12 protein-coding genes and 2 riboswitches are annotated in these 14927 nt (G+C 65.8%); of the genes, 9 read left to right on the forward strand and 3 right to left on the reverse strand.

The annotated features are described in order from the left end of the window. Positions 1-117: 117 nt before the first annotated feature. The 5 genes from DFO58_RS14725 (at position 118) to DFO58_RS14745 (ending at position 4652) form a co-directional block, all read left to right on the forward strand. Positions 118-624 (forward strand): sigma-70 family RNA polymerase sigma factor, encoded by a 507-nt coding sequence (locus DFO58_RS14725; RefSeq protein WP_286163622.1) that lies wholly within the window; start codon positions 118-120, stop codon positions 622-624. After that, positions 621-1307, forward strand: a complete 687-nt coding sequence (locus tag DFO58_RS14730) for a zf-HC2 domain-containing protein (protein WP_113607586.1) — start codon at positions 621-623, stop codon at positions 1305-1307. The genes DFO58_RS14725 and DFO58_RS14730 overlap by 4 nt, the downstream gene beginning before the upstream one ends. A gap of 69 nt (positions 1308-1376) precedes the next feature. Continuing rightward, positions 1377-1904, forward strand: a complete 528-nt coding sequence (locus DFO58_RS14735) for a hypothetical protein (RefSeq protein ID WP_113607585.1) — start codon at positions 1377-1379, stop codon at positions 1902-1904. Positions 1905-2090: 186 nt separating this feature from the next. Then, positions 2091-3914, forward strand: a complete 1824-nt coding sequence (gene ggt / locus DFO58_RS14740; RefSeq protein WP_113607584.1) for a gamma-glutamyltransferase — start codon at positions 2091-2093, stop codon at positions 3912-3914. A 207-nt stretch (positions 3915-4121) separates the two neighbouring features. Then, a complete protein-coding gene (locus tag DFO58_RS14745; protein ID WP_047118112.1) occupies positions 4122-4652 on the forward strand; it encodes a hypothetical protein in 531 nt (176 codons plus the stop codon). Positions 4653-4746: 94 nt separating this feature from the next. Here the strand turns inward: DFO58_RS14745 and DFO58_RS14750 are convergent, their stop codons facing one another. Together DFO58_RS14750 and DFO58_RS14755 are read right to left on the reverse strand one after the other, a co-directional pair. Continuing rightward, positions 4747-6165: an LLM class flavin-dependent oxidoreductase gene (locus tag DFO58_RS14750; RefSeq protein WP_047118113.1), complete on the reverse strand. Its 1419-nt coding sequence runs from the start codon at positions 6163-6165 to the stop codon at positions 4747-4749. A gap of 62 nt (positions 6166-6227) precedes the next feature. Continuing rightward, positions 6228-7538, reverse strand: coding sequence for an acyl-CoA dehydrogenase family protein (locus tag DFO58_RS14755; RefSeq protein ID WP_244910903.1), 1311 nt, complete (start codon positions 7536-7538; stop codon positions 6228-6230). Positions 7539-7587: 49 nt separating this feature from the next. Beyond that, positions 7588-7678: riboswitch (SAM riboswitch) on the reverse strand. Positions 7679-7944: 266 nt separating this feature from the next. Beyond that, a riboswitch (SAM riboswitch) is annotated at positions 7945-8047 on the forward strand. A gap of 5 nt (positions 8048-8052) precedes the next feature. Here DFO58_RS14755 and DFO58_RS14760 point away from each other — a divergent pair. The 4 genes from DFO58_RS14760 to acs all read left to right on the forward strand — a co-directional run bounded on the left by DFO58_RS14760 (position 8053) and on the right by acs (position 12862). Beyond that, a complete protein-coding gene (locus DFO58_RS14760) occupies positions 8053-8874 on the forward strand; it encodes an ABC transporter ATP-binding protein (protein WP_120991593.1) in 822 nt (273 codons plus the stop codon). 88 nt (positions 8875-8962) lie between these two features. After that, positions 8963-9985, forward strand: coding sequence for an aliphatic sulfonate ABC transporter substrate-binding protein (locus DFO58_RS14765; RefSeq protein ID WP_120991554.1), 1023 nt, complete (start codon positions 8963-8965; stop codon positions 9983-9985). 5 nt (positions 9986-9990) lie between these two features. Then, entirely contained in the window at positions 9991-10827 is an 837-nt protein-coding gene (locus tag DFO58_RS14770; RefSeq protein WP_120991555.1) for an ABC transporter permease, read from the forward strand. A gap of 73 nt (positions 10828-10900) precedes the next feature. Further along, complete coding sequence (gene acs / locus DFO58_RS14775) at positions 10901-12862, forward strand: acetate--CoA ligase (RefSeq protein WP_120991556.1); 1962 nt, start codon at positions 10901-10903, stop codon at positions 12860-12862. A 112-nt stretch (positions 12863-12974) separates the two neighbouring features. On the opposite strand, the gene DFO58_RS14780 is transcribed toward acs, so the two are convergent. Next, positions 12975-14858 (reverse strand): BCCT family transporter, encoded by a 1884-nt coding sequence (locus DFO58_RS14780; protein ID WP_047118117.1) that lies wholly within the window; start codon positions 14856-14858, stop codon positions 12975-12977. Positions 14859-14927 lie beyond the last annotated feature (69 nt).

The following is a 14927-nucleotide window of genomic DNA, read 5'->3' on the forward strand; positions in this document are numbered from 1 at the left end:
GCGCACGCCGGCTGATTGCGGATATCCTTGGCCTGGATTGAACGAAATGCCCGATTCGCTCGTGTATCAGGCATGAGCGAGAATCAACTCGGAAAATCCCGGCCGCGAAAGGGGCGCGTGACAACCAGCGATGACGCCACCCTGCGGCTGCTGCATGAAAGATACGCGCAGCCGCTCTGGCGTTATGTCTTCTCGCTGACCAGAGACTCGTACCAGGCGGAGGACATCGTCCAGGAGACCCTGCTCAAAGCCTGGAATTCCCCGCGGATTCTCGACGAGCCGGTGGAAGAGGTCCGCGGGTGGATGTTCACGGTGGCCCGCAACCTGGTGATCGACCAGTCCCGCAGCGCACGCTCACGGCATGAACGCAGCATCGAACGGCTGCCTGATCAGCCCGCCGCGGATCACGCCGACCAGATTTTCGACGAGATCCTCATTCATGACGCGCTCGCTGCGCTCAGCGAACCGCACCGGCAGGTGGTGGTGCTGGCCTACTACGGCGCCTACAGCACGCAGCAGATCGCAACGGAATTGGGCATCGCGGACGGAACCGTGAAGTCCCGGCTGCATTATGGGATGAGGGCCTTGAAGCTGGCCCTCCAGGAACGGGGAGTAACACGATGAGCGAGCATGAGAAGTTCGCCCAATGGGATGCCGCCTATGTGCTGGGCGCGCTGGAGCCGGCCGACCGCCGGCTGTTCGAAGAGCACTTGGAGAACTGCGAACGCTGCCAGGGCGCCGTATCCGAGCTCAGCGCGCTGCCGGGCTTGCTCTCGCGCGCGCACGACCCGGAAGAGGTGACGGCCCTGGTGCCGCAGCCCCCGGCGGACCTGTTCGAGAAGACCGCCCGGCGCGCGGTCTCCGCGCGCCGGCGCCGCGGCACCCGCTTGGTCCTGCTGGCCGCGGCCGCCGTCGCCGTGATCCTGGGCATCGGCCTGCCGTTCCTGCTGCGCCCTGCCGCTCCCGGACCGGTGCTTGCCCTGCAGCAGGTTGCCGAGCAGTCGCTGAGCGCCGACGTCGGCTTCGAGTCGGTGGCGTGGGGCACCCGGCTGAACATCGACTGCGACTATCCCGCAGGCTACGAATTCGGCGACGCCAACGGCCCGTGGTCCTACGCGCTGCTGGTGACCGACACCAAGGGAAGCACCATGCAGGTCGCCACGTGGAAGGCAGTGCCCGGCAAGAAGATCACCCTCCAAGCCGCCACCTCGCTGCCGGTCGACCAGATCGCCGAGGTGACGGTGAAGACCCTGGCCGGACTGACGGTCCTGCAGTCGCCGATGGACAAGAATTTGCTGGATCAGTGAACCGGGACGGGCTGCGCCTCGTGTAGCAGGCAAGCCGCTCACGCGGACACCACGAGAAAGGCACAGCTCATGAAATCGTCACTGAAGTCCTGGTGCGCAGCAACCTCAGCCGTCGTGGCCCTGGCATTGGCCCTGACCGGATGCGCGAACGACTCGGGATCCACCGATACCGCTTCCCCCTCCGCCGACGCCCAGTCCAGCGCCGTGTCCTCCGCCCCGGCGGAAAGCAGCCCGAGCGGCGACATGGGTGCCGCGTCCCTGGCGCTCGCCGACTCCTCGCTGGGCAAGATCGTGGTCGATGGCAAGGGCATGACGGTGTACCAGTTCGACAAAGACACCCAGGGCGCCGATTCCTCGGCCTGCACCGGACCCTGCGAAGACCAGTGGCCAGCGGTCCCGGGCGGAACCGATGTCACGGTTGACGGGGTCACCGGCAAGACCGGCACCATTACCGGGGTGAACGGCGAAAGCCAGCTGACGCTGGACGGGTGGCCGCTGTACTACTTCGCCGGCGACAAGAAGGCCGGCGACACCGCAGGCCAGGGCGTGAAAGACGTCTGGTGGGTGCTGGATGCCGCCGGCACCCCGATCAAGTAGCCGAAGCACAGGCCGGCAGGACGCCCGGGGGCACGCAGCGTTGCGTGCGCCCGGGCGTTTCCATGCCCGCGGCCGGTTTAATAATCGGCCGAAATCAGCATGTGGCGCGTGTCACGCGGCGCTGGAATGATGTTTGTCCCGTACATTGGCGCATACTTCATCCCCATCTTCTGAGGAGATTCAGGTATGTCACGACCACGTATCCGGGCCCTTGCCTGCGCCGCAGCGCTGGCCCTAGGACTGGGAGCAGCATCCGCAGTACCGGCGAGCGCCGATCCCAGACAGACCGAGAAGGACCCCATCGCCCAGGGCAGCGGAGGCGCCGTCGCCTCCGTGGACCCCCAGGCCTCCGCAGCGGGAATCGAGATCCTGCGCAAGGGCGGCAACGCCGTGGACGCGGCGGTCGCCACTGCGGCGGCCCTGGGCGTTACCGAACCCTATAGCGCCGGCATCGGCGGCGGCGGATATTTCATGTACTACAACGCCAAAACCGGCAAGGTCAGCACCATCGACGGGCGCGAGACCGCCCCGGCGGCCATGCCGCACGATGCGTTCATCGACCCGGCCACCGGCAAACCCTACAACTTCACCCCCGAGCTGGTCACCAGCGGCGCCGCGGTCGGCGTTCCGGGAACCCTTGCCACCTGGCAGCGGGCGCTGGACAACTGGGGCACCCAGGACCTGAAGAAGGTGCTGCACCCCGCCATCCAGACCGCGTCGCGCGGGTTCGTGGTGGATACGACCTTCCGTGAACAGACGCTGGACAACAAGAAGCGCTTCGAGGCGTTCCCCGACACCAGCGAGCTCTACCTGCCCGGCGGGGACGCCCCGAAGGTCGGCAGCATCTTCAAGAACCACGACCTGGCGGCCACCTACCGGCTGCTGGCCAAGAGCGGGCCGAAGGCCTTCTACCAAGGAGAGCTTGCGCAGGAGATCGCTGACACCGTCACCGCGCCGCCCAAGAACGCGGACACCGACCTGCCGGTGCCGGCCGGCTTCATCACCGCAAAGGACCTGGCCGACTACGCCGTGGTGGAGCAGGCGCCGACCAAGGTCGAGTACCGCGGGCTCGAGGTCTTCGGCATGGCCCCGTCCTCCAGCGGCGGCACCACCATCGGCGAATCGCTGAACATCCTGGAGCAGTTCGACCTGTCCTCCATGCAGACCCCGTCCGCGCTGCACCACTACCTGGAAGCCACCGCACTGGCCTATGCCGACCGCGGCAAGTTCGTCGGCGACCCGGCATTCGTGGATGTGCCGACCAGGACCTTGACCAGCCAGCTCTTCGGCGCCGAACGAGCCTGCGCGCTGGATCCGGCGCGTGCCGCCGTCAAGCCGGTGGCTCCCGGGGACGTCGAGAACTTCGACGGGTTGTGCCCGGCGGAAACCGGCGCACCGGTGGACGAGCAGGACACCGAGAACGTGTCCACCACGCACCTGTCGGTGGTGGACCGCTGGGGCAACATGGTTTCCTACACGCTGACCATCGAGCAGACCGGCGGGTCCGGCATGATGGTTCCGGGGCGCGGCTTCCTGCTGAACAACGAGCTGACGGACTTCTCCACGGTGTACAACCCCGAGGATCCGAACCGCATCGACCCGGGCAAGCGCCCGCGTTCCTCGATGTCCCCGACCATCGTGCTGCGCGACGGGCAGCCGGCGCTGGCCATCGGCTCGCCGGGCGGCTCGACCATCATCACCACGGTGCTGCAGACCCTGGTCAACCGCATCGACCTGGGTATGGACATCGGCCAGGCCATCGCCGCCCCGCGCGCCTCGCAGCGCAATACCGCGGCGGTCACGGCCGAACCGGAGTTCATCACCGCCTACGGTTCCGCGCTGGAGGCCTTCGGCCACAAGCTGACCCCTGCCGGGGACTCGTTCACCCCGCAGGCTGAAATCGGCGCGGTGGCGGCCGTGGAGGTCGACTCCCACGGCAAGCTCACCGCGGCCGCCGAACCAGTGCGCCGCGGCGGCGGCTCCGCGATGGTGGTGAAGCCGGCCAAGTAGCCCGGCGGGCGCCGCCCGCTGCGCCGCTCCTGCGCCCCGTCCGGCCTGCGGACGGGGCACAGCGTGCTAAGCCACTGGCTGCCCGCGCAAAAAAGCTTGCGGGATGCTGAACCGGAGCGGGCTCTGTCTCGTTCTCACCTTGTACGGTTTTCCACGCTCCCGCCCTCGGCTCTGCGGGAGGAACCAGGACGAACAAGGAGCACGATCATGGGCAAGGCATTTTCGAAAGCCGCGGTCCTCACCGCAGCCTTGACGTTGGTTCTGGCCGGGTGCTCCGGCCAGAACGGTTCAGCCCAGGACAATCCAGGCCAGGGCAATTCCGGAACCTCGAACTACGGGGTGCCGAATACCGGCAGCAGCCCGGTGCCGAATCTCAAGCAGAACGGAGCGATCCTTGAAATGCGGCAGACCGAGCTGGGCAGCATCGCCACCGACCAGCGGGGCATGAGCATCTACCAGTTCGACGAGGACACGCAGAACTCCGGGGCTTCCTCCTGCACCGGCGGATGCCTCGACTTGTGGCCTCCGGTCCCCTCGGGCCCGGCCTCGCTGAGCGATGCCAAGGGCATCACCGGGAAGCTGGGCACCATCACCGGCGCCGATGGCAAGCCGCAGCTGACGCTGAACGGCTGGCCCATGTACTACTACGTTTCGGACAGCAAACCCGGAGACACCAAGGGCCAGGCGGTCAGCGACGTGTGGTGGGTCGTGGACAGCGCCGGCGTGCCGATCCACTGACCTGTGGCGCAGCACAACCGCTGGTTAACTGCCGACCGGCCCCGCCGCCCTTGACTGGGCTGCGGGGCCGGTAGGCCGTGCGGTAGTTCCGGGATCAGACCTGGGCGGCCAAGCGGTTGGAGACCTTGAAGGACGCCGCGCGGTGGGTGTCCTTGACGTGGTCGCCTGCGCCGAACAGCTTGTTGCGCAGCGAGCCGTCGGCGTACTCGGTCTTGTACGCGCCGCGGGCCTGCAGCTCGGGAACCACGTACTCGACGATGTCCTCGAAGGTGCCCGGGGTGATGGCGTAGGCCAGGTTGAAGCCGTCGACGTCGGTGTAGTTGACCCAGTCGATGAGCTTTTCGGCGACCTCGGCGCCGGAGCCCACGGTGATCGGGCCGAAGCCGCCCACGCCAACCCATTCGGCCAGCTGGCGCACGGTCCACGGGTTGCCCTCGTCGCCGCTGGCCTTCTGGAAGGTGGCCACGGAAGACTGGATGGCGTTGGACTTCACGTCGGCGCCGATGACCTCGTCCGGGTTGAAGGTGGACAAATCGATGCCCATCCAGCCGGAGATCAGCACCATGGCGCCCTCGATGTCCGCATAGGACTTGTAGTCCTCATACTTGGCCTGGGCTGCTGCCGAATCCTCGGCGGTGATGATGGTCTGCATCGCGAAGATCTTGATGTCGTAGCGGCCGCGGCCCGCGGCCTCGGCATGGTCGCGGATCTTGGTGACGGTGTCCTTGAGCATTTCGCGGGTCGGGCTGGTCACGAAAACCGCCTCCGCGTTCTGCGCGGCGAACTTCAGGCCGCGCGGCGAGGTGCCTGCCTGGTAGATGACCGGGGTGCGCTGGGTGCTCGGCTCGGTAATGGCGATGCCCGGAACCTTGAAGTACTTGCCATCGTGGTTGATCGGGTGCACCTTGGCCGGGTCGGTGTAGACGCCGGTTTCCTTGTCGGCCTGCACCGCGTCGTCTTCCCAGGAGCCTTCGAGCAGCTTGTAGACCACCTCGAGGTATTCGTCCGCATGGTCGTAGCGCTCATCGTGCTCCATCTGGTCTTCCTGGCCCATGTTGCGGGCGGCCGAAGGCAGGTAGCCGGTGACCACGTTCCAGCCCACGCGGCCGTTGGTCAGGTGGTCGAGGGTGGCCAGGCGGCGGGCGAAGGGATACGGGTGCTCGTAGGCGGTGCCGGCGGTGACGCCGAAGCCGAGGTTCTCGGTCACCGCGGCCATGGCGGAGACCAGCAGGAACGGGTCGTTGACCGGGGCCTGGGCGCCGGTGCGCAGCGGGGACTCGTTGGTGCCGTTGTACACGTCGTAGGTGCCCAGCACGTCGGCGATGAACAGGCCGTCGAACTTGCCCTTTTCCAGCACCTTGGCCAGGTGGGTCCAGTAGCCGATGGTCTTGTAGTCGGCGGCCTTGTCCTTCGGGTGGCGCCACAGGCCCGGGGACTGGTGGGCGACGCAGTTCATGTCGAAGGCGTTGAAGAGGATTTCCCGCTTCGCGTTGTGTGGCTGGTTCTCGCTCATGGATGTGCCCCTTGTTCGTGGTTGAGAAGTGGAAGTCTGGTGGGTGCGCGGCGCGGCGGCCGCTAGCTGGCGTGGTGCCCGGTGGGTGCGGCGAGGTCGCCGGTGACCGAGAGGCGCTGGGGTTGGACCCCGTTGATCTCGTAGTCCCCCACGATGCGCGCCTTGTAGATCGCTGGGTTGTGGGTGGCGATGGTGCGTGCGTTGCGCCAGTGCCGGTCCATGTTGCAGCTGCTGCGGGTGGACGAGGCGCCCAGTCCGTCGAAGAGCTTGCTGGTGGCGCTGATGACTAGCGGCTGCACGATGGTCTGCGCCCGGTTGGCGGCCAGCTCGCAGACCGCGAAGCGCTCCTCCGCGTTCAGCTGCGCGTCCTGCAGCGCGGCTTCGACCTCCAGCACCGCGCCGATGACCACCGAGTCCGCGGCGAAGACCTCCGCGGAGACCTCCCCCACCAGCTGCAGCACCTGCGGTTCGCGGTGCACCGGGACGCCGGTGCCGGTGGTGAAGCTGCGGGTGCGCGCCTGCACCGAGCTGCGCATGTCGTTCAGCGCCGCGCGGCCGATGCCTGCCTGCACCGCCATGAGCACCAGCTGGAAGATCGAGGCCTCGGGGTCGTTGGGATCCTCCGGCATGAAGCTGTCCACCGGCACCTGGTGGAACTCGGTGGTTCCGGTGCCGGTCAGCCCCTGGCCGAAGCCGTCCCAGTCGTCCAGGATCTTCACGCCGCTGTGCTGGGTAGAGACCACGGCGATCTGGCGTCCCGGGCGCTCCGGATGGGCCACCGCGACGGTGGTCCAGTCCGCGAAGATGGTGCCGGTGCAGTAGTACTTCTCGCCGTTGACCACCCAGCGGCCGTCGACCTGGCTGGCCTTGGTGTTCAGCGTGCCCAGCGCGTTGCCGCCGCTTTCGGTGTAGGCGTTGCCAACGATCTGCCCGGCCGCGATGCGGGCGAACCACTTAGCCTTCAGCTGCTCGTCCTGCAGGCGCAGCGCGTCCTCGACAAAGGCAATGTGCGCGCGCCAGAGCTGGCCGATATGGGAATCGGCCTCGGAAAGCTCGATGAGCAGGCGGAAGACGTCGCTGAGCCGGGCCCCGTGGCCGCCGTCGGCGACCGGCAGGCGCAGCGCCCCGAAGCGGTCGCGGTTCAGCAGGCCCACCTGCTCGAAGGGCAGGATGCGGTTGCGGTCGCGCTCCTTGGCGCCGGCGGCGATCTGGGCGAACACCGGACGGAAAATCGCTGCAAGGCGCTCGTAGTCTTCGTCGGCCCCCGGCCCCGGAGTCACCTTGAGCAGCTGGCGGGTCGGACGGTCTTCGGTGAACTCGTCAAGCTCCAGCGCATTGCCGGCGCCCGGGGTGCTCAGCGTGTTAAAGTCCACCTCAAAATCGTTTTGGGGTGCGCCAAAAGACATAAAAAGTCCTCGATTCTTTCCATCGATCCTGGCGGTAGCACCGTCCCTGTCATGGGTGGTTGCTGCGGCGTCGTGGAGCCAGATCTCTCAGCCGCTCTGGATGGGTCGTAATCATTTGTAGCCGTAACAATCGGGCGGCTCCAAGCCCCGAAGTCATATTTCGTCGCTGAAAACGCACGGGTTGCAGGGACTCGCGAGTGCCGATTGCCGCGAACCGCCGAAGATGACCCAAGGAGGAGGGGCAAAGATCGATCAAACCAACGCTCAATGAAATAAATAACGAAATATCCCACAGATTACGCGCTTACATCGAATATTTTTCATGTTACGCAGGATTTGCAATGGAATCGTTCGAATGCGTGTAATGGATGCGTAACCATCCCGAGCGGCCGAGAGATCTGGCTCTACGACGCCGCAGCAACCACCGTTGAATTCCCGGAATTCACGGCCGGTGCTACCGCCAGGACCGATGGAGATGATCATGGCTACTGCCTTTGCCCTGCCTCAGACCGAGGTTGCAACCAGCGCATCCAGCGCGCTGTCCGTGGACTTCCACAATGTCTCGCGCACCTTCACCACCAAGAAGGAGCAGCGCACCGTCCTCGCAGACGTCAACCTCCACATCGAAGCAGGACAGGTTGTGGCGATCCTCGGAGCCAGCGGCTGCGGCAAGTCGACGCTGCTTCGCTCGGTGTCCGGCTTGGACCACCCCACGGGCGGCGCAGTCTTCACCGGCACCCGGGAAGTCAACGACATCAACGAGCTGTGCGCGGTGGCCTTCCAGGAGCCACGGCTGCTGCCATGGCGTTCGGTGCGCGAGAACATCGCACTCGGACTGGCTCCGGGGACCAGCAAGCCGGCCGGCATTGAACTCATCAACCAGCTGCTGGAGCTGACCGGGTTGACCCACGCGGCCGATCTGCGGCCACGCGAAATTTCCGGCGGCATGGCACAGCGCGTATCGCTCGCCCGAGCACTGGCCCGCCGCCCCGGCGTGCTGCTGCTCGATGAACCATTCGGCGCACTGGATGCACTGACCCGCCTGAAAATGCAGGACCTGCTCCTGTCCATCCATGCGTCGTTCCCGACCACCGTCCTGGTGGTGACCCACGACGTCGACGAGGCGCTGACCCTGGCAGATCGGGTGATCGTCCTGGGGCGTGCCAATGGCCAGCAATCAGCGACGGTCATCGAGGACCTCCGGCTGTCCGCGGCGCACCCGCGCAGCCACAGCGACGCACTGTTCGTCACCAACCGCGCCCACCTGCTGGGACTGCTGGGCGTCGACACCGCAAACCACTAATACCGGCTTCGCCACCGGCATCTCGACTTTCTTCTACGGCTGCATCCACGCAGCCGCTGCACTCGCACGCACAAATCAAGGAATTTCCATGCTCGCAAACCGTGTCACCCGTCGTACCGCACTGTCCATCACCGCCCTGACCGTCGGTGCCGTGGCCCTCTCCGGCTGTGCCGGAGAGAACGCCTCGGCAGCCGGCGACGGCAAAACCCTGTCCATCGACTACGCCACCTACAACCCGCTGAGCCTGGTGCTCAAGGAAAAGGGTTGGCTGGATGCGGCAGCCAAGGAACAGGGTGTCACCGTCGAGTGGATCCAATCCGCCGGATCGAACAAGGCAAATGAAGCGCTGCGCGCCGACGCTGTGCAGGTCGGTTCCACCGCTGGCTCCGCCGCACTGCTGGCCCGCTCCAACGGCTCGCCGATCAAGACCATTTCGCTCTACTCGCAGCCTGAATGGGCGGCGCTGGTGGTCAACAAGGACTCGAAGATCACCATCCCGGCAGACCTGAAGGGCAAGTCGGTCGCCGCCACCAAGGGCACTGATCCGTACTTCTTCCTGCTGCAGACCCTTGAGGAGGCCGGTCTGAGCGAAAAGGACATCACCCTGCAGAACGTCCAGCACGCCGATGGGCGCACCGCGTTGGCCAACGGCTCGGTCGACGCATGGTCCGGTCTCGACCCGATCATGGCCGCCGCCGAACAGGACGGCGCCAAGCTGTTCCACCGCAACCTGGACTACAACACCTACGGCGCACTGAATGCCCGCGCGGACTTCATCGAGGAAAGCCCGGAGCTGGCCCAGCTGGTGGTCGACTCGTACGAGAAGGCCCGCGAATGGGCCGTTGCGAATCCGGACGAAACCGCGGACATTCTGGCCGAGGTCGCAGGACTGGAGTCCGAAGTCGCCCAGACGGTGATCAACGAACGCTCGAACCTGGACGTGGACACCGTTCCCGGCGAATCCTTCACCAAGGTGCTCGGCAACATCGCCCCTACCTTGGTTGCCAGCGGCGACGTATCCAAGCAGGAAACCGTTGACGAAGCGCTGGCCACCCTGGTGGATGATCAGTTCGCCACCAAGGCCGACGCCAAGAACATTTCCGGAGAGTAATCATCATGTCCACGCCAACTCAGATTTCCCAGGCAGCCGACGGCAGCTCTGCCGCTGCCGACCGGCACAAACCTGGCTTCGCCGCTCGGATCCTGCAGGCGCCCAAGTGGCTGTTGTCCTTGATCCTGCCGGTGGTCATTGTAGCGGTATGGCAGTACGTCACGGTCAGCGGCATCGTCGCCCCCTGGTCGCTGCCGACCCCGGGTGCGGTGCTCGCCGCGGCCGGTGAGCTGTTCCAAGACGGAGATCTGAGCAAGCATGTCGGAATCTCCACCCAGCGAGTCCTACTGGGCTTCGCGATCGGCTCGCTGCTCGGATTGCTCTTTGGCGCGCTGGTGGGCCTGTCCAAGCTCGCCGACGCCCTGCTGAGCCTGAGCATCGGGGCTCTGCGCGCGGTCCCTTCACTTGCCTGGGTACCGCTGCTGGTGCTGTGGATGAAGATGGGCGAGGATTCCAAGGTCACGCTGATCATCATCGGCGCGTTCTTCCCGGTCTTCACCACCGTCTCGCTGGCCCTGCGCCACGTCGATGCGCAGCTGGTGGAAGCCGCACGCTCCTTCGGGTTCAAGGGCCTGAACCTGCTGCGTACGGTACAGCTGCCGGCAGTGGTCCCGTCCATTTTCTCCGGACTCCGGCTTGCACTGGCCCAGGCCTGGCTGTTCCTCGTGGCAGCAGAATTGCTCGGCGCCTCGATGGGGCTCGGATTCCTCCTGACGGATTCGCAGAACAACGGCCGTCTGGACCGCTTGATCTTGACCATCATCCTGCTCGCGATCTTCGGCAAGATCACCGACGCCCTGCTGTCGGTGGCCGAACGCTGGGCCATCCGGCGCTGGACGTAAACCGGGCACCGACACAGCCCATGTCCTAGTCCGCCACCACCCGATTTCGCATTTCAACCCAAGGAAAACCGCAATGACCACCGAATTGGCATCCAGCACAGCAGCCGCGACCACGGAGAACCGCCACGAATTCTGGGACGAGGCGGCAAACCTTCTGGATTGGGAAACCCCCTGGCACACTACCAGTCAGATCATTCCGGCGGATCCCCAGGCCCAGCGCGGCCCGCAGATCTCCTGGTATCTGGGCGGCACGCTGAACGCCTCAGTGAACTGCGCGGACCGCCACGTGGCCGCCGGCAACGGGGACAAGGTGGCCCTGTACTTCGAGGGCGAGCCGGGCGACCGCATCGCGGTCACCTACAAGAACCTGCAAGAACGCGTCTCGCAGGCCGCCAACGCGCTGCTGGAGCTGGGCATCACCAAGGGCGACCGCGTGGTCATCTACCTGCCGGTGCTCATCGAAACCGTGGTGATCACCTTGGCCTGCGCCCGCATCGGCGCCATCCACTCGCTGGTCTTCGGCGGGTTCTCCGCAGAGGCCCTGAAATTCCGCGTGGAAGACACCAAGGCGAAGCTGCTGGTCACCACCGACGGGCAGTTCCGCCGCGGCACCTCGGTGCCGGTGAAGGACAACGCTGACCAAGCAGTCTCCGGGGAGAACAGCATCGAGAAGGTGCTGGTCATCCGCCGCACCGGCGATGAGATCGCGTGGACCGAAGGCCGCGACGTGTGGTGGCACGAGGTCGTCGAGACCCAGTCCACCGAGCACACCCCACAGTTCTTCGACTCCGAGACGCCGCTGTTCATCATGTACACCTCCGGAACCACCGGCCAGCCCAAGGGCCTGGTGCACACCACCGGCGGCTACCTCACCCAGGCGGCCTACAGCTACAACCTGCTGTTCGCCAACCCCGACCGGACCCAGCGCGCCGACGACGTGCACTGGTGCACTGCGGACCTGGCCTGGGTCACCGCGCACACCTACGAGATCTACGGTCCACTGGCCAACGGAGTCACCCAGGTCATCTATGAGGGCGTGCCGAATGCCCCGCACCCGGGACGCCACTTCGAGATCATCGAACGCTACCGCGTGACCAGCTACTACACCGCGCCGACCCTGGTCCGTTCGCTGATGGGCTGGTTCCCGGACGGCATCCCAGCCAGCTATGACCTGTCCTCGATCAAGATCGGCGGCACCGTAGGCGAATCGGTTAACCCCGAGGCCTGGCGCTGGCTGCGAAACAAGGTAGGCCGCGACACCGCCGACGGCATCGCCATGGTGGATACCTGGTGGCAGTCGGAGTCCGGTGCGACCATCCTCTCCCCGCTGCCCACCGACACCCACTTCAAGCCGGGTTGCGCCGCGCGCGCCCTGCCCGGGGTGAGCGTGGACATCGTGGACGCAGCGGGGAACACCGTGGGGCCGAACCAGCAGGGAAACATCGTCATCACCGAGACCGGGCCGTCCATGGCCCGCACCGTGTGGGGCAACCCGCAGCGCTACTACACCAGCTACTGGCAGCAATACGTCGAGCAGGGCTGGTTCCTCGCCGGGGACGGCGCGCGCTTCGATGAGGACGGGGACATCTACATCCTCGGCCGCACGGACGACGTGATCAACATTTCCGGGCACCGGCTGTCAACCATCGAGATCGAGTCGGCACTGGTCACCAACGCCGGCGTGGTGGAGGCCGGGGTCTGCCCAACCCAGGATGCCAAGACCGGGCATGCGGCCACCGCGTTCGTGGTCCCGCTGGACAAGTCGCTGATCGCGCTGGATCCCGATGAGGCCACCGCCGCACGCCAGGCCGAGTTCATCGCCCAGTTGCGCGGCACCGTGGCCGCTCAGATCGGCCCGATCGCCAAGCCGCGCGATGTGGTGCTGGTTCCGGACGTCCCGAAGACCCGCTCGGGGAAGATCATGCGGCGCCTGCTCACCCAGCTCTTCGAGGGCACCACGCTGGGCGACACGACAAGCCTGCAAAATGAGCCGTGCATCCCGGAAATCAACGAGATCTGCCGCGCCCGGGGCTGACCGCAGCCGCTGTCCGCACTGATTAGAAGCTGGCCGGGCCCGTGCACCATGCACGGGCCCGGCCAGCTTGTTCAGTTCCGGTTGCCTTGCCGGGGCAACCCATCAGTCGATGTCAGGATTTCTTCGGATCGCCGGGCTTCGGCCCGGCCGTGTCGGTTGGCTCGGTTGGGTCAGCTGGTTCGGTGGCCAGCAGCACTTCGCGCTCTTCCACCACCGTCCCGTCCTCGGTGCCCAGCTTCGCCGCCTCGACCACCGGAATCTCGGTGGTCATCAGACTGAATCCGCCGCCCTCATGGCGGTCCACGCCGCGCGAGACCGAATTCTCCAGGACCTGGCGCGCCACGGTGCTGCGCAGCACCAGCGGATCCTTGCTCAGGTCCTTCCAGATGGCCACGCACAACAGAAGCATCACGACGACAAACGGCAGCGCCGACACAATGGTGATGTTCTTCAGGCCGTTCAGCGCTTCGGCTGGATTGTCGCCGCCCGCCAGCAGCATCACGGCAGCCACCGCTCCGGTGGCCACACCCCAGAAGACGACCGATTTCCGCGTGGGGTTCTCGGCGCCCTTCTCGCTCAGGGCGCCCATCACGATGGACGCGGAGTCCGCTCCGGTGACGAAGAAGATCGCGATGAGCAGCACTGCCAGCACCATCAGCACCACCGACACCCATCCGGCAACCGGAAGCTGTCCCAGCATGTCGAAGAGAATCAGGTCGAAGTTGATGTCCGGAGCGCCGTCCACGATCTGCGCCAACTGCGCCGAGGTATCCCCGGCACGCTCCGCGCGCTCCTGGATGCCGATGGCTCCGCCGCCGAAGATCGCGAACCACAGCAGAGTCACCGTGGAAGGCACCAGCAGCACGCCGGTCACGAACTGGCGGATGGTGCGGCCGCGGGAAATACGCGCGATGAACAGGCCCACGAACGGGGTCCAGGAGACCCACCAGGCCCAGTAGAACACGGTCCACGAGGACAGCCAGGAGGAAACCGCTTCATCGCCCGAGGCCGCGGTGCGCGAGGCCATCTGCGGCAGGTCGCCGATGAACGAACCGATGGCGTTCGGGATGACGTTGAGGATGAACAGGGTCGGCCCGCCGATGAACACGATCAGGGCGAGGATCACTGCCAGCACCATATTGGTGTTCGACAGCCATTGGATGCCGCGCTCGATGCCGGAGACCGCCGAGGCCACGAACAGCGCCGTAAGGATCGCGATGATCACGACCAGGACTCCGGATCCGACCTTTTCCATCATGCCGGTGGCCTGGATGCCGCCGCCGATCTGCAACGCGCCCAACCCCAGGGAACAGGCCGAGCCGAACAGCGTGGCGATGATGGCCAGGATGTTGATGACGCGGCCGCCCCATCCATGGATGGCCCGGTCGCCGAAGATCGGGGTGAACATCGAGGAGAACAGCTGCGGGCGCCCCAGGCGGAAACTGCCGTAGGCCATGCCCAGGCCCACGATTGCATACATGGCCCACGGGAACAGGGTCCAATGGAACAGCGTGGTGCCCATGGCGGTGCTCAGCGCCGCATCCGTCTGCCCCTCGACGGTTCCCGGTGGAGGGGACATGTAGAAGAACAGGGGTTCGCCGACACCGTAGAACACCAGTCCGATGCCCATGCCGGTTGCGAACATCATGGAAATCCACGACACCGTGCTGAATTGAGGTTTCTCGTCGTCCTTGCCCAGCGGGATGCGGCCGAAGTTCTTGGCCGCCACGACGATGGCGAAGACGGCGAAGACCGAGGCGGCGATGATGAACAGCCAGCCCGTATTGGTAATGACCCAGTCAAGGGCTGCGTCCGCTACTGTGCCCAGTCCATCGGGCGTGATGAAACCCCAGATGATGAAGGCCAGTGCGAGTGCTCCGGCAATGCCGAACACCCAGTAGTCGGTGCCTTCGAGCTTGTACTTCTTCGGCTTACGCTGCCGAGCTGAGTGCAGCTCGCCAACGATCTCTTCTATTGATTGGTCACTCTGCTTCATTGCGTTCTTTCCCCACCAGCCAGGCAGGGGCCGAGCATATCGGCCACCTGACTATCGGGGGCGCCAGCT

This window comes from Arthrobacter sp. AG1021 (genome assembly GCF_003633665.1).
Taxonomy (GTDB): Bacteria; Actinomycetota; Actinomycetes; order Actinomycetales; family Micrococcaceae; genus Glutamicibacter; species Glutamicibacter soli.